20 protein-coding genes and 1 other annotated feature (1 of these 21 cut by a window edge) are annotated in these 18067 nt (G+C 33.1%); of the genes, 19 read left to right on the top strand and 1 reads right to left on the bottom strand.

Annotated elements, in window-relative coordinates:
- Positions 1 to 11: a sequence feature (ribosomal protein L20 leader region), on the top strand; it begins 103 nt to the left of the window's first position.
- Between the two features lie 38 nt (positions 12 to 49).
- From infC to rplT, 3 genes are read left to right on the top strand one after another with little or no spacing between them, the layout of a single operon-like run.
- Positions 50 to 568: a translation initiation factor IF-3 gene (gene infC / locus FP435_RS05740; RefSeq protein WP_265483244.1), complete on the top strand. Its 519-nt coding sequence runs from the start codon at positions 50 to 52 to the stop codon at positions 566 to 568.
- Between the two features lie 17 nt (positions 569 to 585).
- Positions 586 to 786, top strand: a complete 201-nt coding sequence (rpmI, locus tag FP435_RS05735; RefSeq protein ID WP_209685054.1) for a 50S ribosomal protein L35 — start codon at positions 586 to 588, stop codon at positions 784 to 786.
- Positions 787 to 823: 37 nt separating this feature from the next.
- Positions 824 to 1186 (top strand): 50S ribosomal protein L20, encoded by a 363-nt coding sequence (gene rplT, locus FP435_RS05730; RefSeq protein ID WP_265483243.1) that lies wholly within the window; start codon positions 824 to 826, stop codon positions 1184 to 1186.
- 74 nt (positions 1187 to 1260) lie between these two features.
- Here the strand turns inward: rplT and FP435_RS05725 are convergent.
- Positions 1261 to 2666, bottom strand: a protein-coding gene (locus tag FP435_RS05725; RefSeq protein WP_265483242.1) for an IS3 family transposase whose coding sequence is annotated in 2 segments (ribosomal slippage) — positions 1261 to 2186 and positions 2186 to 2666 — 1407 coding nt in all. Because the reading frame shifts where the segments join, the coding sequence is not laid out codon by codon here.
- Between the two features lie 185 nt (positions 2667 to 2851).
- Between FP435_RS05725 and FP435_RS05720 the strand changes: the two genes are divergently transcribed.
- The 16 genes from FP435_RS05720 to FP435_RS05645 all read left to right on the top strand — a co-directional run bounded on the left by FP435_RS05720 (position 2852) and on the right by FP435_RS05645 (position 18030).
- A complete protein-coding gene (locus FP435_RS05720) occupies positions 2852 to 4000 on the top strand; it encodes an Mbeg1-like protein (protein WP_265483241.1) in 1149 nt (382 codons plus the stop codon).
- A 412-nt stretch (positions 4001 to 4412) separates the two neighbouring features.
- Positions 4413 to 6338: a T7SS effector LXG polymorphic toxin gene (locus tag FP435_RS05715; protein WP_265483240.1), complete on the top strand. Its 1926-nt coding sequence runs from the start codon at positions 4413 to 4415 to the stop codon at positions 6336 to 6338.
- Between the two features lie 2 nt (positions 6339 to 6340).
- The gene (locus FP435_RS05710; protein WP_265483239.1) at positions 6341 to 7180 is read left to right on the top strand and encodes a hypothetical protein; all 840 of its coding nucleotides are present in this window, start codon (positions 6341 to 6343) and stop codon (positions 7178 to 7180) included.
- Complete coding sequence (locus FP435_RS05705) at positions 7180 to 8052, top strand: hypothetical protein (RefSeq protein ID WP_265483238.1); 873 nt, start codon at positions 7180 to 7182, stop codon at positions 8050 to 8052. Before FP435_RS05710 ends, FP435_RS05705 begins: the two co-directional genes overlap by 1 nt.
- A 58-nt stretch (positions 8053 to 8110) precedes the next feature.
- The gene (locus tag FP435_RS05700) at positions 8111 to 9418 is read left to right on the top strand and encodes a TPM domain-containing protein (RefSeq protein ID WP_265483237.1); all 1308 of its coding nucleotides are present in this window, start codon (positions 8111 to 8113) and stop codon (positions 9416 to 9418) included.
- A gap of 41 nt (positions 9419 to 9459) precedes the next feature.
- On the top strand, positions 9460 to 10053 hold the full coding sequence (locus FP435_RS05695; RefSeq protein WP_265483236.1) for a LemA family protein: 594 nt from the start codon (positions 9460 to 9462) through the stop codon (positions 10051 to 10053).
- Between the two features lie 5 nt (positions 10054 to 10058).
- Positions 10059 to 10520 (top strand): hypothetical protein, encoded by a 462-nt coding sequence (locus tag FP435_RS05690; RefSeq protein ID WP_265483234.1) that lies wholly within the window; start codon positions 10059 to 10061, stop codon positions 10518 to 10520.
- Between the two features lie 88 nt (positions 10521 to 10608).
- Positions 10609 to 11364: a putative ABC transporter permease gene (locus FP435_RS05685; protein ID WP_265483232.1), complete on the top strand. Its 756-nt coding sequence runs from the start codon at positions 10609 to 10611 to the stop codon at positions 11362 to 11364.
- Between the two features lie 134 nt (positions 11365 to 11498).
- The gene (locus FP435_RS05680; protein WP_265483230.1) at positions 11499 to 12992 is read left to right on the top strand and encodes a peptide MFS transporter; all 1494 of its coding nucleotides are present in this window, start codon (positions 11499 to 11501) and stop codon (positions 12990 to 12992) included.
- Positions 12993 to 13092: 100 nt separating this feature from the next.
- The gene (locus FP435_RS05675) at positions 13093 to 13617 is read left to right on the top strand and encodes a YqeG family HAD IIIA-type phosphatase (protein ID WP_265483228.1); all 525 of its coding nucleotides are present in this window, start codon (positions 13093 to 13095) and stop codon (positions 13615 to 13617) included.
- Positions 13610 to 14722: a ribosome biogenesis GTPase YqeH gene (yqeH, locus tag FP435_RS05670; RefSeq protein WP_265483227.1), complete on the top strand. Its 1113-nt coding sequence runs from the start codon at positions 13610 to 13612 to the stop codon at positions 14720 to 14722. The genes FP435_RS05675 and yqeH overlap by 8 nt, the downstream gene beginning before the upstream one ends.
- Position 14723: 1 nt before the next feature.
- Entirely contained in the window at positions 14724 to 15362 is a 639-nt protein-coding gene (locus FP435_RS05665) for a nicotinate-nucleotide adenylyltransferase (RefSeq protein WP_265483226.1), read from the top strand.
- Positions 15343 to 15942 carry a bis(5'-nucleosyl)-tetraphosphatase (symmetrical) YqeK gene (gene yqeK / locus FP435_RS05660; protein ID WP_265483225.1) on the top strand — a complete coding sequence of 200 codons (600 nt, stop codon included), beginning with the start codon at positions 15343 to 15345 and terminating at the stop codon, positions 15940 to 15942. The genes FP435_RS05665 and yqeK overlap by 20 nt, the downstream gene beginning before the upstream one ends.
- Positions 15943 to 15958: 16 nt before the next feature.
- A complete protein-coding gene (gene rsfS / locus FP435_RS05655) occupies positions 15959 to 16312 on the top strand; it encodes a ribosome silencing factor (protein WP_265483224.1) in 354 nt (117 codons plus the stop codon).
- Between the two features lie 9 nt (positions 16313 to 16321).
- On the top strand, positions 16322 to 17482 hold the full coding sequence (locus FP435_RS05650) for a nucleotidyltransferase (protein ID WP_265483223.1): 1161 nt from the start codon (positions 16322 to 16324) through the stop codon (positions 17480 to 17482).
- On the top strand, positions 17482 to 18030 hold the full coding sequence (locus tag FP435_RS05645; protein WP_265483222.1) for a DUF177 domain-containing protein: 549 nt from the start codon (positions 17482 to 17484) through the stop codon (positions 18028 to 18030). The genes FP435_RS05650 and FP435_RS05645 overlap by 1 nt, the downstream gene beginning before the upstream one ends.
- Positions 18031 to 18067: the final 37 nt, after the last annotated feature.

Raw genomic sequence — 18067 nt, 5'->3', positions numbered from 1 at the left:
TTTCTTGTCCTCGAAACTAATACGGAGGTGAATACTCATACCAAGAAATATGATCTTAAACGAAGATATCCGTGCTCGTGAAGTCCGCTTAATTGGTGAAGACGGCCAACAAGTTGGTGTTGTTTCCAAAAATGATGCCTTGCGTCAAGCAGCTGATGCGGATTTAGACTTAGTTCTTATTTCACCTAATGCTAAGCCACCAGTTGCTCGCATTATGAACTACGGAAAATATCGTTTTGAACAACAAAAGAAAGCGAAAGAAAACCGTAAGAATCAAAAGGTTCTTGCAGTTAAGGAAATTCGTTTAAGTCCAACAATTGAAGGAAATGACTTTGATACTAAATTAAAGCATGTCCGTAAATTCTTGACTAAGGGCGCTAAAGTTAGAGTTTCTATTCGCTTTAGAGGCCGTGCTATTACTCACAAGGAATTAGGTAAAGCAGTTTTAGAAAAGATGGCTGATCAGGTTAGTGACTTAGCTAATGTAATCACTAAACCAAAGATGGAAGGCCGTTCAATGTTCTTAATGCTTGCTCCTTTGAGTGATAAAGATAAAAAGAAGAAGTAATTAATGGAGGAATAGATATGCCAAAGCAAAAGACACACCGCGCTTCCGCAAAGCGTTTTAAGAGAACAGCTAATGGTGGTTTAAAGCGTCACCACGCTTACACTGGACACCGTTTCCATGGTAAAACTAAGAAACAACGTCGTCATTTGAGAAAAGCTGCAATGGTTTCAGCAAGTGATATGAAGCGCATCAAACAGATGCTTTCCCAAATGCGTTAATTTATTTATAAGTAGAGTTTTTGAGGAGGAATTTTAGATGCCAAGAACTAAAGGTGGAACCGTAACACGCGCACGTCGTAAGAAATTATTGAAGTTAGCTAAGGGTTACCGTGGCTCAAAGCACATTCAATTTAAAGCAGCAAGTACTCAAATCTTTGTATCACGTAAGTACGCTTTCCGTGATCGTAAGAAGGTTAAGAGCGAATTTAGAAGATTATGGATTTCTCGTATTAATGCTGCTGCAAGACAAAATGGTCTTTCATACAGCAAGTTAATGCACGGTCTTAAGCTTGCAGGAATTGATATGAACCGTAAGATGTTAGCAGATATTGCTTACACTGACGAAAAGACTTTTGCTGAATTAGCAGAAACTGCAAAGAAAGCTTTAGCAGCTGCTTAATTAAACTAAATAAGTATTAAAAGAACTGAGATGAGTATGAAGTGCCATAAGAAAGTTAGACACTTTATAAAATTTTAAATACTTGATAATACACGATTTCTGTATTTTACAGGAGTCGTGTATTTTAATTTATTGGAACGACGAATATTATTAAACCAAGTGACATACTTACTTAACACTTGCTTCATCTCTTCAAGAGAGCCAATCTTAAGTCGATTTAGGCATTCTCTTTTCATTAGGTTGAATATAGTTTCACCTGGCGCATTATCATGACAATTTCCTTTTCTAGACATGCTTTGTGTAATATTCATTTCTTTAAGACGGGCTTGATAACCAGCATTTTGATATTGAAAACCTTGATCAGAATGTAAAATTGGTCGTGCATCTTTTGGTAAATTTACTTCAAGTTCATCAAGCATCCTATAAATAGTCTTCATCTCAGGAGAGTAACTAACTGCACAAGCCAGTATTTCCAGAGATGCTTCATCAACTATTGGTGAAATATAGACTTTTTTGCCATTAGTTAATTTGTATTCTGTTACATCGGTATGCAAGACCTTATAAGGGATAGTCTCATCAAAGATCTGATTAAGAATATTAGGAGCCTTTTTGCCAACGCTACCTTTATAAGAACTGTACTTAGCTGTATTCTTATGATAAATCATGGTTTTAATACCCATATCACGCATAATTTTACGAACAGTTTCCTTAGCAAGATTGATACCAGTATCTTTTAAAGCGCCCCAAATACGCCGATAACCGTATGTTTCATTACTTTCATCATAATAAATATGATTAATTTCTTTCTTAACTTTAGCGTATTTATCGCACTTATTAATTCGATTTTTTAAGTTATCATAATATGTTTTTCGATTAAGCTTAAGCAGACTAAATAAGGTATTCAGCTTTACAGTTGGCACTTTAGCCCGAATATCCTTGATAATTAGCGTTTTTTCTTTGTTGGATAGCGAGGATATCGGGCAGCCACTTTTTTTAAGACAAGATTCTCCAGTTTTAATTTTTCGATTTCCGCTTCTTGTTTAATAATCTTCTCTTCATATTTTTGCTTCTCACTAAGTTTTATCTTTTGAGCTTGTTTCTTTTTAGGTTTCTTAGGCATTTTGGATGGATGTCCTTTCTGCTTAGGAAGTAAACCAGCCATACCTTCTTTTTTAAACTTATTAACCCAAGTGTAAACCTGAGAAGAATTTATATTGAACTTGGCAGCTACTGGAGTTATTCCTAAATTAGGATTATTTAAATAATAGCGTACCACATTTAACTTAAACTCAGGAGAATAGTTCATCTTCTTATGTTTAATTTTAAGAGATTCAAGGCCATTTTCATCAGCCTGATGAATCCATTTATATACCATAGAGTAAGGAATATTGTACTTTCTACTTAATCCCTTTATTGAATCTTGATGATTAAAGAATTCAGAAACAATCTTAATTTTGAACCCATTAGAATATTTAGTCATAAAAAATACCTCACAATCGTTAGATCTATGTCTAACAATTATGAGGCACTTCAGTATCTCAGTTCTTTTTTTGTTGAAAAAATAGTACTCTATATAAAAAAATAGTACTCTATATAAAAAAATAGTACTCTATATAAAAAAATAGTACTCTATATAATAGGAAGAAAAAATAAAGGAGTGTTAAAATGATGAATATTTTAGACTATATTAAAGATTATAATGTACTTTTTTCAGTAAAAGATATGAATGAACTCGATAGTATGATTTTTGCTGAATTAACTTATTGTCATTTTGATAAGACTCCGGGTATTACTTCTTTTAAGGAGTTGGCTCATAACCAAGAAGCGATTGATACTTTAAGCAAGGGTGTATGGGGCGAAGCAAATATGAAAAAATTGCTTGAATTATTGAGTAAAAGTTCGCGCTTTAAAGAAATTAGTTGGGGAAGTTTAGAAAATAAGCTAGATGTAAATAATGAATTTGAATTTAATGCGATTACTTTTCAAATTAGGCCTAATCTTCGTTATATTGCCTATCGAGGAACTACTGCGACTAAGGTCGGTTGGAAAGAAGATTTTAATATGTCCTTTAGTGATAGTGTGCCAGCGCATTTTTTTGCAAGAAAATATTTTAGAGAAAGAATCCAGAATTATAAGGGTAAAGTTTGTCTAGGGGGACATTCAAAAGGTGGAAACTTAGCCTTTTATGTTGGCTTAACAGCAACTGAGGAAGAAGCGAAGTTAATTAAACGAATAGATAATTTTGATGGGCCTGGTTTTCATGATCAAAATGTGCGCTTTGACAAAAAGATAAAGCAATTAAAAGGAAAAATACACAAGTTCATTCCACAAGCCAGTATTGTAGGGATCTTGATGGATGATTTAGTTGAAGACAAGGCATACTGTGAATTTGTTAAAAGTACAGGTATTCCGCCAATGCAACATAATTTGTTTAATTGGGAAATTAAGGGGCATCATTTTGTAACAGTAGACCATCTTGACACAGGCACACGTTTTTCTTGGAAGACGTTTAGCAGCTTCTTAGAAAATACGAGTGATGAAGAACGAAGAGAGTTCATTGAAATGATCTACGATGCAGCTAACGTCGATGAGAAACTTTATTTACGAGAAATGTTTACTCCCAAAGGCACTGGTAAAATTGCCGGTAATCTGCTGGCGACGGGTTTAAAAAATCAGGCGAGCTGGAAACCTCTTATTGGTAAGATATGGGCAGCTTCAAGAGAAGTAGGGGCAAATGCATGGGCAAATAAGAAGAAAGAGTTGCTTAATAAGAAGAAAGAGTTGCTTAATAAGTTAGAAAAACAAATTAAATAATCTTAAAATTAGAATATGAAAATACAGGTATAAATGACTTGAGCTTAATTAATAACTTTAGGAGGAGGTAATTTAATAATTGGATAAAAATAATAGCTATTAAAAGTGGACAAGATAAATTTAGTAGCATTTTAGTAAGCGATAACTATATGAAAAGCACTCAATTAAATAAGAGTTAAGTACACAGAGAAGCAAGATGAAAAGTATTAATAACAGCAGAAATTAGCTAACTATAATAATTATACAAAAAGCAAAAATAACATTATTCATGGAAATAGTGTTATTTTTTTATTTAAGAAAAAATAACATTTAAGGCGTTTGACTTGACAATTTATTTTCGATAATCTTAGAAAAGTTAAGTTAAAAAGTAAATTGCATAGGTATAAGCTGACATAGATTGGAAGAAGTGAAAATGAAGATTAGTTTAGAAGAATTAAATGAATTACTTAAGCAACTAAAAATTAGTCAAAGAGATTTTTCTGCTTCAGTAGAATCTGCTCAAGACAAAGCCCAAGCAATCAGTGATTCACATGCAATGCGAGGATTGACTAAAGGTGCAATTAATGCAGAGATTGAAAATTATAAAATACCCCTTCTTCTCCAATATAACGATATTGATGATGCGCTGATTGCAGATTTTGAAAAAGTAATTAATGATTTTAAAAGTACGACTTCAGAAACATCAACTAGTGCAGTTATCTATGAGAGTAGTTTAACAACATTAGAACAGAAGATAGCCCCAATAAAATCAGAATATGATCAATTGGTGGCAAAAATAAATCAGACTCAAAGTACAGTTAGTGATTTAGTAAGCTTGACTCCGTTAAGAAGCAGCGGAGTAAGTGAAGGGTTAGATGCTAGTAAACGTATTCTTTCTAAGTTAAAGCAAGATATGAGAAGTTTTAACTCAAAGAAAGAATATAGCACAACTAAGAGTTTACTTTCAGAGCAAAAGTCAGCGTTAAAGACAGTAGGTAAAGCCTTAAGTGGTGGATTTGATGATAATAGTTCAATCAAAACTTTCAATGATACAAAGTATCTATATAAGGTATTAGATAAAAGCAAAACGTTTAAAAAAGAAGTAAAGGAAAAATATAAATATAACCCAATTTTTCAAGCAATTTTGCAATTTTCAAATGTTAAATATACTAATCGAATAGCATATGGACTCATGCAGGGACAAAAGGTAGCGGAAAATTTAAAAGAGGGGATAGCTCCATTTAAAACTACACTTGAAAAGTATGAAGACATGATGAGTTATATGGAAAATTTCTATCATAACCCATTTAAACGTCGGCGAGATCATTTAGCTTTTAGTAAATTTGAAAAGTTATGGCCAACATTGTTAAAGAATGAGAAATTTGCTGCATTGTATAAATACGGTTTTGTTGGTAAATCATTACGTAGAACGGTTGAGAATTGGGGAAGTTTCCCTAAACAATTAAAGCAATCATTAAATAATTATTTTTCAATGACTCCTAATAAATATGTAAGGAAGTTTCTTGATAAAGTAGGCAAGATAAAGGACACAAAAGTGGGAGGAGGTATTCAGAAGGTATTAACTGTTGCCAAGAAAAATAAAACCTTACAAAAATTATTTGAAATCAGTGAAAAAAATATTGCAGATCCAAGAAAGCTGAATGAAGTTATGGATAAAGCAATTGATTTAATGGATGTGATTGTAGATCCAGTATCGGTAGCCGGTAGACATGGTGCAGATTGGATTAAGAAGTTCAGTGATCCGGGGAAAGCTGACAAAGAAGCACTAGAAATAATAGAAAAATATGCTGGTAAAAAAGGAATTGTAAGTTCCATTAAGCGCGTGAAAGCAAATTTTGATAGAAAAGTTTTTGGAAAGGCGGAAAAGATAGCCTTAAAGAAAATGTCAAAAGAAGCAGGCTATAAGGCGTTTAGTAAAGGAATAACAGGAAAAGCTTTAAAGAAAGGGTTAAGCCATGTAGGTGGAGCAGTAGATGCGGTACTTGCGGCAGGAGATATTTTTGAAAACTATAATAATACACAAGACAAAGATACATATCACAATGTGGGTAAGTCTACCATTCATGCAGGCGTAGATTATGTAAGAAATTTTGATGGGATAAATGGTGCTTTATTAGGAGTAAGTGTCGCAGCTGCTGTGTCACCAGTAGGAATTTCTGTTGAGATGCTTGTTGGAAGCGCAATAATTGGAGGAATGATTATTGGTGCATTTCACCATGAAATAAATTCAGGAAGTGGGAAAAAGGGACTGGATAAGATAGAAAAAGGGAGTTACGAAATAGTAGATAATGGAGAAAAAATAATAGGTGATTACATAGGAAAGAAAATTAGGAGATAAAAATGAAAACAATCTTTAATCTCTCGTTTGAAGAATCAAAAAATGTAATTTATAAATTAAAATCAATTACAACTTCAAATCCGGAACTGGCTAAATTGTTACGAAAAAATGTACTGATGTATATTACACCATCTTTATTTACTGTTTTTATTTTATTAGAAATAGGTGTTTATATAACTCATCCCAAAAATAGTATAGGGAAATGGGTAATGATATTAACAGGAGGGCTCTGGTTAACAGGAATATTTTTTATGACGATTTTCCCTTTATTTAAACATAAAAATTTTGCCAGTATGTATAAAAATGTAATATTGGGTACCTCTGGTTTATTGTGGGCTGGTGGTTTATCAATGGCCTATCCTCTTACAACTACTACCTTAAAAAATGCCGGTGTAATAAGCTTTGGATTACAGGTGGCAAGCTTGATTATATTAATATGTTTCTTTTTTTACTTAGGTGTAACCTCAAAAACCAAAAATATAAAGAATAGAAAAGAAAAAGAGAAAAATAAAGGAGCTATATTAAAAATTAGTGTGCTTGAAGGAATTGTTTTGATTGGAGCTTTAATTGCTGCGGAGTTCCATAACAATTTTATTTTTAATTTTGAATATATATTTGAAAAACTAATAGTATTTGCAGTTTTTTGGATAGCTTATTTAGTTGTGGTACGAGGATTTTTTAAAATGTACTTAACTTTTTACTACCTCGAAAAATACTCCCGTCAATATCGACTTTATTATCGCATCCCAGATAGTGTTTGGTATTTTAGCAAAGAAGAAGCAGAAAAGCGCAATGATCCCGTGTATCCACCAAGGAGAAAAAAGTTAAGTGAGGAAGGATAGTGATAAAGAAATTAGTTGTAATTTTTGTAGTCACTTTTAGCTGCTTAATACTTGATACAACGAGTGTACGTGCAGATAATAAATCTACTAACTATATTCAGATTACTGGAAAACAAAATATAGGTACATATACGAAGATAAAAATAGGTAAAAGTAAGTTACTAGAAATATATTCAGATCACAAAGTGACACTAATATTATCTAATAAAGCATTTAATTTAAAGAATTATATCACTCATACAAAGTTGTATAAGAAAATAAGTACTATTAATTATATAGAAATTTTAATGATTATTTTAATGCTTATAGCTGCAATGATTACAGTTTTAAAAGCATTAGTTTCATTAATTTGGTATTTTAAGTATATTGAAATTATTCTCTTAATTATAGGAATAATTATCCTAGCTTCTTTAGATTCATGGGAAAAGAAAAAAATTCGACAAGTAATTACAGAATATGGGATAACCGCGAAAAAAGAAAGAAATGAAATTTTTAAAATGGCATGTAAGAATCGACTTTCTCATGAAAATGTTCCTCTTATCATAAAAGTTAAAAATTATAATAAAAAGATTTCTGGTAAAAAGATTCCACTTTCTGAGGAATTGCTACTTGAAATTGACGAAATGGGGTTTGAAAAATATCAAACTTTAGTAAAGCATTACAATGATGCACTTGAAGTAGCTGCTAATGCTAAGCGTCCTAAAAATTTTCCTCGAAATTGCTATCGTCGTTTTGTTACTTCAAAGATTATTGAAGATGAATTAATAGATTTACTTTCTGATGATTTTGATGCAAAAGCAGTAGGAGAAGAATGGAGAGAACGGGCAAAGGAAGATTTTTACGAAAAACAAAAGAAAAGAAGGATTAAGTAAATAGAAAATGCAATTATACATATATGTTTAAAGAGATTAAACGACGGGAAGTGAAATAGTGCTAAAGAAATTATTAGGAATATTTGTAGTAGGAATAAGTTTCCTTACCCTTTCTACAACAACTGTTTATGCAGATAATAAGGATGTGCAAGATAATGCTCATGTTCTATCTGCTAAAACGCAAGATTACATCAAAAAGATTAATGATAATGATTTAAGTAAAATCAAGGGCCATCCCCAAATTGCAGTCGTTACTCAAAAAAGTTTAAATGGAAAAGACTTAGATGAGTTAGGACAACAGATTTTTGATAAATATAAATTTGGTAATCGAGATTATGATAATGGGGTCTTACTTTTACTGATTACTAAAGATCATCGTTTCCGGATGCAAACTGGTTATGGGGTAGAACCAGTCTTACCCGATAGTTATGTAAATGAACTAGTGGCTGGAAAGATAAAGTCAGATTTAAAAAAAGAAGACTACAATTCGGCGGTTTCAGCAATGGTTAATAAAACTGCCCAGCACATAGCTGAAAATGAAGATGAGTTACCTGATAAGGATGAAATTGCTAATCATACAAATGAAAGTTCTAAGGAAAGTAATGAAAGCTCCAGTATTATTGATAAAATTGCTGGAGTGATGATAGGAATTTTAAAAATTATCAACTTCATTTTCAAGTATGGTGTATTTATCATAATTGGTGTAGGGATTGTGGGAATAGCCCTCTTTTTCTTTATTAGTGCAAGAATGGATAAGAAACTCCACCAAGCAATTAAGGCTGCCGGGATTACTTCACCTAAAGAAGAAAAGGCAATCTATAAATTTGCAAGTAATCATCTCATTTCAGCTCGAAACATTCCTGCGTTGCTCAAAATTCAAGAATATAATAGAAAAATACCAGGCAAAAAAATTCCACTTTCTAATAATTTTTTAGAAAAAGTAGAAAAAATGTCCCTGACTGAATATCAGACCTTGATAACACACTATAATGAAGCAATTGAAGTTGCAGAAAAAACAGAGCGTCCCAAAAACTTCCCCCGAAATTATTATCGTCGTTTTGTAAAAGATGGAGTCATTATTGCTGCATTAACGCAACTACTTTCGGATGATTTTGATCCAGAAGCATTAGGGCAAAAGTGGAGCAAACAGGCAAAGGATAAATTTCATGAGGAACAAGAAGAGCGTAAAAGAGCTAGAGAAGAAAGGCAAAGAAGAGAACGTGAACGTAGATATGAGTCTGGGAGTAGTTCATTAAGCCACTGGTATAGTTCAGATAGCAGCTCTTATGATAGTAGTTCATCTAATGATGACTTTGGTGGTGACGGCGGTTCATCAGGTGGCGGTGGTGGCGACAGCTCATGGTAAGCTGTCGTTTTGAAATTAGAGTAGAAGGAAAAACAATATAAATGAAGAAAAGTAAAAAGCCGTTAATTGCTGGGTTAATTTTTGTAGTGGTGATTTTAGGAATAATTATTACTTTTTCAATTCAATACATTAATATGAGTAATAATCTAAATAATACTAAAATTGCAGTTGATACTCAGTGGGCACAAGTTGAAAATGTCATGCAGCGAAGAGCAGATTTAATCCCAAATTTAACTAGAACTGTTAAGGGTTCAATGAAGCATGAAGAAAAAGTTTTTGGTGATATTGCCAATGCGCGAAAAATGTTTAATAATGCTAAAACGCCAAATGGTAAGTTAAAAGCAAACGAAGAATTAAACAATAAGACTAATGTGTTGATAAACGCAATCCATGAGAATTATCCTACTTTGGCATCTAATCAAAATGTAAAAAATTTGATGACAGAACTTTCAGGTAGTGAAAATAGAATCGCAGTAGAACGTAAACGTTACATCGAAGATGTGAGTTACTACAATCAGAAAGTGGCTAATTTTCCAACTAGTATGGTTGCGTCGATGAAAGGGATGCATCCAATCACTAATTTTAAAGCAAGTAGTGAAGGAGAAAAGACTCCAGTTGTAGATTTAGAGGATTAATTAAAATGAAATTTAGATATATTATTTACATTATAATTGGACTGATTACTTTAAAGATTTATCTTGATGATATGAAAAAGAAGAAAGAATTAAAAGTCTTTAACTTTTCAAGTCCAATCTATGAATTAGTTAATATTTTGGAAGATAAGCTTAAAGACTTGAAGAATTCTGACTTGAAGAATAAAGTGCAGCAAGAAATTACTGCGCTAAAAGATCAAGTAGCTCAGCTTCAAAATCAGATAAATGCAGGAATTTTAAATAATTTAGAGGAAGTACCAGTAGAATCATGGTTTGGTGAAAAGTATCAGTTACCAATTAAACCTAAAGCTGAATTAAGTTCTAAGCAGCAAGAACGTGCTGAAAAGTTCATCCAAGAATATAAAGCAGTTTGGAAAAAGATCAATGATTGGTCAATTAAAGTAGATGAAGAAATTAGTAAAGAAGAAAAGCAACAAGTAAGTGAATAATGTGAACTGAGGAATTTCCTCAGTTTTTTTGTGGCTAAAAAGATTTCTATGAGATAATTAATTATTAATTAAACAAAGGAGGGCTTAGATGCCTTATACATTATCAGAATTAGTGGCGCTATTTTTCACTTATTCAGTAATTGGTTGGATATGGGAAACAATTTATTGTTCCATTAAAGACCATCAATACGAATATCGTGGCTTTTTGTTTGGACCGTATTGTCCGGTATATGGATTTGCGGTAACAACAATTCTAGTAGCGACTCATCCCTTTCAAAATAATGTTTTCCTATTATTTATCATAGGAGCAGTAGTAGCTACATTATTTGAGTTAATCGCAAGTATCTTTTTACAAAAATTTTTCCATTTAAAATTATGGGATTATTCCAAGCTGAAGTGGAACTTTCAGGGACGAATTGCTCCAGAAATTTCTCTTTTTTGGGGAATTGGGGTAGTGCTTTTGGTAAAATTTGTCCAGCCTTTCGTGCAAAAGATAATTGACTGGGAAGAAAGCTATACCCATGGTTATGAAGCAGTTATTATCTTAGCAGTAATGGGGATCGACTTTATTGCAACAATCATTAGTGTGAAGAAATTCCATACAAGTACGCAATTATGGAATACAAAGATTAATGACTTTCTTGATAAACATAAGGCTGAACTTGACCATAGTAAATTACATGCCGAGTTGAAAAAGCATCTTCCAAGCTTGCATCCCCATACTCAACTAAGTTGGAATGCAAGACGTTTAATTCGAAATTTCCCTAAGTTAAAAGTTATTGATGCTAATAAATTTAATGAAATGAAGGGCGACATTTTAGCTTATTTAAAAAATATGATGTAAGAGAGATTAAAATAGTTTATAGTCAATTCTATATAAAGATATAATATTTTGACTAATATTAGATAATAAATTATAATTATATTTTAATGACTTATAAAGTCATTGCTCATGAAAGGAGATATGATTTTTAATCTATGAATAAGAAAAATATGGATACGGCCTTCTTTGGACAACCACGTGGTCTATCCACCTTATTCTTCACAGAAATGTGGGAACGATTTAGTTACTACGGGATGAGGGCAATCCTTATCTTTTATATGTATTATGCAGTAACTAAAGGTGGATTGGGGATGTCTCAAACCACAGCAGCCTCAGTAATGTCCATTTATGGATCATTAGTTTACTTGGCTAGTGTAGTTGGTGGGTGGCTTTCTGACCGTGTCTGGGGTCCTAGAAAGACAGTCTTGTTCGGTGGTATTTTAATCATGATCGGACATATTGTACTTTCTGTCCCAGGTAAAGTGGCAGCTCTTTATTGCTCAATTGCATTTATTGTAGCTGGTACTGGTTTATTGAAACCAAATGTTTCTGACATGGTAGGGGGATTATATTCTGAAAATGATCGCCGCCGTGATGCAGGATTCAGTATTTACGTTTTTGGTATTAACTTAGGATCCGCAATTGCGCCTTGGGCTGTTCCATGGGCATCAGAAGGTTTTGGTTTCCATTTATTTGGTAACCATACAAACTTCCATGCTGGTTTTGCACTAGCAGCAATCGGAATGTTTTTTGGATTACTTCAATATTACTTCGGTGGTAAAAAGTATCTTTCAGATGATGGTTTAAGACCAAATGATCCAATTGATAAAGATAGTTTAAATAAAGTTATTCGTTGGATTATTATCGGAGTAATCATTGTTGCTGCAATTTTTGGTATTTTAGCTTTCTTTAAGCAACTAAATATTGAAAATGTAATCACTTTATTAACTATTGTAGCAATTGGCTTACCAATTTATTACTTTATCTTAATGCTTAATAGTTCAAAGGTAACTAAAGTTGAACGTTCTCGTGTTAAAGCTTATATTCCACTATTTATTGCAGCTGCAATTTTCTGGGGAATTGAAGAATCTGGTTCAACAGTGTTAGCACTTTTTGCACAAGATAGAACAGTATTACATATTGGAGCTTGGCACTTTGAAGCTGCCAACTTCCAAACTTTAAATCCATTATTTATTATGATTTTGACGCCATTCTTTGTATGGCTTTGGGATAACTGGAAAAACCAACCAAGTGCACCAAATAAGTTTGCGGCTGGGTTGATTTTTGCCGGACTTTCTTACGCATTTATGGCACTTCCTGGTATTTTATTTGGTACTAGCGGACGTGTAAGCCCATTTTGGTTAGTTGGTTCATGGTTTATTGTTGAAATTGCTGAAATGCTTATTTCACCAATTGGACTTTCAGTAACTACCCAACTTGCACCAAAGGCTTTCCAATCTCAAATGATGAGTATGTGGTTTTTAGCAGATGCGGCTGGACAAGCAGTTAACGCTCAAATCGTTAAATACTACTCAACTAAGACAGAGGTTCCATATTTCTTAGCAGTTGGAATTGTAAGTATCATTTTCGGATTTATTTTATTTGCAATTTCTAAGAAAATTTTCAAATTAATGGATGGTGTAAACTAATCCTTAAACTTCGCCCACAAGGCGGAGTTTTTTTGTTAAAATTTTTAATGTTTAACAAAATCTGATAAAATATATATGAAAAAAACGGAGAATTAATTTAATGTTATTTAGACCCCAATACACGATTAATACAATATATAACTTAGATCCAAAGCAGCTGAAAGAAATGGGAATTAAGGCAGTTTTTTCAGATTTAGATAACACCTTAATTGCTTGGAATAATCCTAATTCAGCCAAGGAAATGGATGACTTAAATCAAAAGCTAAAAGCTAACGGCATTAAATTAGTAGTTATTTCTAATAATAATGCTGAGCGAATTAGTAAAGTTTTAAACCCATATGGGATAGAATTTATAGCGAAGGCCCGTAAGCCACTGCCAACTGGAATCAATGAAGAACTTAAGAAGTTAAATTTAAATAAAGATGAAGTGATGATGGTTGGAGATCAATTAATGACTGATATTCCTGCAGCTAATCGAGCAGGAGTGAAAAGTGTGTTAGTTGAGCCTTTAGTAAAAACTGATAAATGGAATACACGGATTAATCGCTTTTTTGAAAAGTTTATTTTTGCCTTTTTAAAGATGCGTAAACCCGTAACTTTTAAGGAGACCTTACAAAATGGATGAAGAAATTAAATGTATCGGATGTGGGAGTACACTCCAAAGTGAAGATCCAGAAAAATCAGGTTACTTACCTGCGAGTGCTTTAAAAAAAGCACGTGAAAATGAAGATAGTGACGTTTATTGTCAACGTTGTTTCCGTTTACGCCACTACAATGAAATTATGCCTGTTAAAGAAAATAATGATGATTTTTTAGCTTTGCTTAATTCTATTGGTGAAAAAGATAACGCCTTGGTGGTTAATGTCGTTGATTTATTCGACTTTAGCAATTCCTTAATTCCTTCATTAAAGAGATTCATTGGTAAAAATGAATTTGTCATTGTTGGTAACAAAATTGATCTTTTTCCTAAGAACACTAAGGAAAGCAAAGTTAAAGATTGGATGCGCCAAGAAGCTAACCGCAATGGCTTAGATCCAAAGAAGATTTTCTTAGTCAGTGCTGCTAAAAAGCGTAATTTAGATAGTTTGATTGACTTTTTGGCTAAAGAAGGGAAAAATAAAGACATTTACTTTGTTGGTACAACTAATGTTGGTAAGTCAACATTGATTAATGCTATTTTAAGTGAGCGCAGTGATTTGAAAGATTTAATCACTACTTCTAAATTCCCAGGAACAACTTTAGATGCAATCAAGATTCCACTTTCTGATGGTCATTATTTGATCGATACACCCGGAATTTTGAGTAAGAATCAATTAGCCAGTCATTTAAGTGGTAAAGAATTAGAAATGGTTGAACCTAAAAAGCCATTAAAACCTGCTACTTACCAATTAAAGCCAGGTCAAACCTTATTTTTAGCGGGATTGGGTCGGTTTGACTTTTTAGAAGGTGAAGCAAGCGGTTTTACAGTTTATGCAGCACGTGATTTGTACATTCACCGTACTAAACTTTCTAATGCCGATGAATTTTATCAAAAGCATAAAGATGATTTGTTACTACCACCAAGTCCAGAAGATGATCTTGGTGAAATGAAAGGGCAAATGTTTTCACCCAAAGAAAAAAGTGATATTTTATTTGGCGGTGTTGGCTTTATCACTGTACCAAAAGATGTAGTAGTGAAGGCTTATACTCCAGATGGAATTGGATTAGGAATTAGAAGAGCGTTGATTTAAAATGAAATCTATTCTTGAGCCCCAAACTCATGTTGAATTTCAACCTGTTTCTGCTTCAAAAATGCGAATTGGAATTATGGGGGGAACTTTTAATCCCATTCACTTGGGACATTTAAATATGGCAGAACAAGTTAGGAAAAAGCTAGATCTTGACGAAATTTGGTTTATTCCTAATAATATTCCTCCTCACAAGAAGATGGATAGTCAAGTAACAACAAAAGATCGATTGGCAATGCTTAGCCTGGCAACGCGATCAAACCCACATTTTCGCATTATGCTGTTAGAAATTTTACGTGGCGGTGTTTCCTATACAGTTGATACACTACGCTATTTAAAAAAGCGTGCTCCGCGAAATCAGTACTATTTAATTATGGGTAGTGATGAAGTGGAATCTTTTCCAAAGTGGAAGGATCCAGAGATCATTGCGCGTCTAGCAACGCTAGTGGGAGTTAAAAGACCAAATTTTCAAGTTGAAAGTAAATATCCAATGATTTGGGTTGATGCCCCAAGTTTAGAAATTAGTTCAAGTTACATTCGTCAAAATGTAGCTATGGGGCAATCAATTCGTTACCTAGTGCCAGAAAAAGTATGGCAGTATATTCAAGAAAGAGGCCTTTATCTTGGAGAAGATTTCTTTTAAAAAGACATATTCACCCTTAAATTCAGAAGAAATTATTGCAAAACAAAAGGCAATGATGGATCAAAAGCGCTTTGAACATTGCATTGGGGTTAGTGAAACTAGTAAAAAATTAGCCCGCTTAAATAACTATGATGAAGATAAGGCAGCCTTAGCAGGATTTATTCATGATTATGCCAAGCAAATTCCTAATGAAGAATTTATCAAAGTAATCAAGGAAGAGAATTTTGATCCAGATTTATTGAATTATAATCGTGCAATTTGGCATGGAATTGTAGGAACTTACTTTATTAAAAGAGATCTAAAAATTGAAGACGAGGAAATTTTAACAGCAATCTATCGTCATACAACTGCTGATAGTGAAATGACAACTTTAGATAAGATTGTTTTTGTAGCAGATTTTATAGAGCCCCAGCGCTCATTTCCTGGTGTAGAAGAAGCAAGAAAAGTTGCTTTTAATAATTTAGATGAGGGTGTAGGCTTTGAATTAGCTCATACCTTAGATTTTTTAGTAAAAAATAGACAAAAAATATATCCAAAAACTTTGAAAGCTTACAATAAATGGGCTATCAAAAATAATTAAAGAAGGGAAGATTAATTTGGAAAGTAAAGAATTATTAGACTTAACTGTTGAAGCAATTGATGAACGCCATGGTGAAGATACAGAAGCTTACAATATGGAAGGTGTAAGTATCTTGTCAGATTACTATGTAGTAACTACTGCAGGTTCAAATCGTCAATTACATGCGATTGTAAATAGCATCATTGATAAAATCCATGAACATGGTCAATCAGATTACCGGATTGAAGGTGGACGTGACTCTAACTGGCTCTTAGTTGATATGGGGGATGTTGTAGTTAACGTCTTTACGCAAGAAGCACGTGAATTTTATGGCTTAGAGAAACTTTGGAGCAATGGTAAAAAAGTAGAATTGAATTTAGATGAAGATTAGGAGGTAAAGATGGCAGTTGTTGGGATTGTAGCGGAATATAATCCTTTTCATAGTGGACACGAATTTTTGCTAAATCAGGCTCGCTTGGTTGCTAAAGATGATCCAATTATCGTTATTATGTCTGGTAACTACGTGCAAAGAGGACAGATGGCGATTATGAGTAAATGGGATCGGGCACAAGCTGCTTTACAGTCAGGTGCAGATTTAGTATTGGAATTGCCATTTTCATATGCGGTTCAACCAGCTGATATTTTTGCAGGTGGGAGTGTAAAGCTACTCCATGATTTAGGAGCAGAAAGTTTAGTATTTGGGGTAGAAGATGCAAATTTAAACTTTTCTTTTTTAGCGCAAAAAATTTCTCAGATTCCCCATAATCGCTTTACTTTCAGTGATTATACTCAAACTTATGCCACCCAATATAATCAAATGGTTGCTCAAGAAGTGGGGCATGAAATTAATCAGCCAAATATGATGTTAGCAATTGCATACGCTGTAGCTAATCTGTCTTTAAGACGACCGCTGTCTCTACATCCAATTATGCGAATTGGTAGTGGGCATGATGATTTATTGATGCGAGAAAATATCGTCTCGTCTGCTACTTCAATTCGTAATTTTTGCTTGCATCACCAAGGGGAAGATCTAAGTAGTCTAAAAAATTTGGTTCCCAAGGCAGAACTAGCAACCTTACAAAATCAAACTGTCTATCCAAATTGGAATATTCTTTTTAAGTTTTTAAAATATCGTCTTGAAAGCACATCAGTAACGGATTTGGGAAGAATCTATCAAATGAGTGAAGGCCTTGAATACAAGATGAAAGAAGAGATTCATTTAGCGCAGGACTTTACAGAATTTTTACGTAGAATCAAATCCAAGCGTTACACTTATGCACGCTTAAGACGTCTAAGTTTATATACACTTTTAAATATAACTAGTGATGAAATGTTTGCTTCTTTTGATAATATTTCAACTTTATTGTTAGGATATAGCAAACGTGGAAGAAATTACTTAAAAAAGATGCGAAAAGATTTTGAAGTTCCCATTATTTCAAAAGTTGATCGTAAGGGTGCTAGTGAGGGAACTTTAGGGTTGCAAGTTAAAACAGATCGTTTATTTGAACAAATTATAGGCCAAGATCAAAACTTTGGCCGTTATCCAATCGAGGTAAAATAATGCTTACTTATTCATATTCACAAATTAAAAATAGTCGTGCGCCATTGACGCACATTGATACCGATGTTGAATTAAGTCCTGAATTTTTTGAAAGAAGTAAGAACTTAATTGTCGACGCAAAGAATGTTCATGTTACGGGTGATTTCTTTTATCAAGAACCTTTTGTAACTGGAAACTTTACAGTTAATGCAGATGTTGTTGCTCCTTCAACTAGAAGTTTAGAACCAGTAAAGTTTCATGAAGAATTTAGTTTTACTGAAAATTATTCTGAAACTGAGCCAACTCAAGAACAGCTTGAAGAAGAAGAGACAATTGTTGTTGTTAAAGATGACAAAATTGATTTACAAACAGCAATTGAAGACCACCTTTTGTTAAATTTGCCTTCAGTAATATTAACTGAGGAAGAAGAAAAAGATGATGTTTTTCCAGAGGGACAAGACTGGAAAGTTATTTCTGAAGAAGATTATCAAAAAGAACAATCAAATCGTGAAAATCCTGCATTTGCTAAACTAAAAGATTTATTTAAGGATAATTCAGATAAAGATTAAAGTATTGCTTGATTTAATTCTATTAAAAAATTAGAAT

Source organism: Lactobacillus sp. PV037 (assembly GCF_014522345.1).
Taxonomy (GTDB): Bacteria; Bacillota; Bacilli; order Lactobacillales; family Lactobacillaceae; genus Lactobacillus.
This window is presented reverse-complemented; position numbering and strand designations above follow the sequence as displayed.

Coding starts and splice junctions, on each gene's coding strand:
- infC (WP_265483244.1), top strand. CDS start 50: ATGATCTTAAACGAAGATATCCGTGCTCGTGAAGTCCGCTTAATTGGT.
- rpmI (WP_209685054.1), top strand. CDS start 586: ATGCCAAAGCAAAAGACACACCGCGCTTCCGCAAAGCGTTTTAAGAGA.
- rplT (WP_265483243.1), top strand. CDS start 824: ATGCCAAGAACTAAAGGTGGAACCGTAACACGCGCACGTCGTAAGAAA.
- FP435_RS05720 (WP_265483241.1), top strand. CDS start 2,852: ATGATGAATATTTTAGACTATATTAAAGATTATAATGTACTTTTTTCA.
- FP435_RS05715 (WP_265483240.1), top strand. CDS start 4,413: ATGAAGATTAGTTTAGAAGAATTAAATGAATTACTTAAGCAACTAAAA.
- FP435_RS05710 (WP_265483239.1), top strand. CDS start 6,341: ATGAAAACAATCTTTAATCTCTCGTTTGAAGAATCAAAAAATGTAATT.
- FP435_RS05695 (WP_265483236.1), top strand. CDS start 9,460: ATGAAGAAAAGTAAAAAGCCGTTAATTGCTGGGTTAATTTTTGTAGTG.
- FP435_RS05690 (WP_265483234.1), top strand. CDS start 10,059: ATGAAATTTAGATATATTATTTACATTATAATTGGACTGATTACTTTA.
- FP435_RS05685 (WP_265483232.1), top strand. CDS start 10,609: ATGCCTTATACATTATCAGAATTAGTGGCGCTATTTTTCACTTATTCA.
- FP435_RS05680 (WP_265483230.1), top strand. CDS start 11,499: ATGAATAAGAAAAATATGGATACGGCCTTCTTTGGACAACCACGTGGT.
- FP435_RS05675 (WP_265483228.1), top strand. CDS start 13,093: ATGTTATTTAGACCCCAATACACGATTAATACAATATATAACTTAGAT.
- yqeH (WP_265483227.1), top strand. CDS start 13,610: ATGGATGAAGAAATTAAATGTATCGGATGTGGGAGTACACTCCAAAGT.
- FP435_RS05665 (WP_265483226.1), top strand. CDS start 14,724: ATGAAATCTATTCTTGAGCCCCAAACTCATGTTGAATTTCAACCTGTT.
- FP435_RS05650 (WP_265483223.1), top strand. CDS start 16,322: ATGGCAGTTGTTGGGATTGTAGCGGAATATAATCCTTTTCATAGTGGA.
- FP435_RS05645 (WP_265483222.1), top strand. CDS start 17,482: ATGCTTACTTATTCATATTCACAAATTAAAAATAGTCGTGCGCCATTG.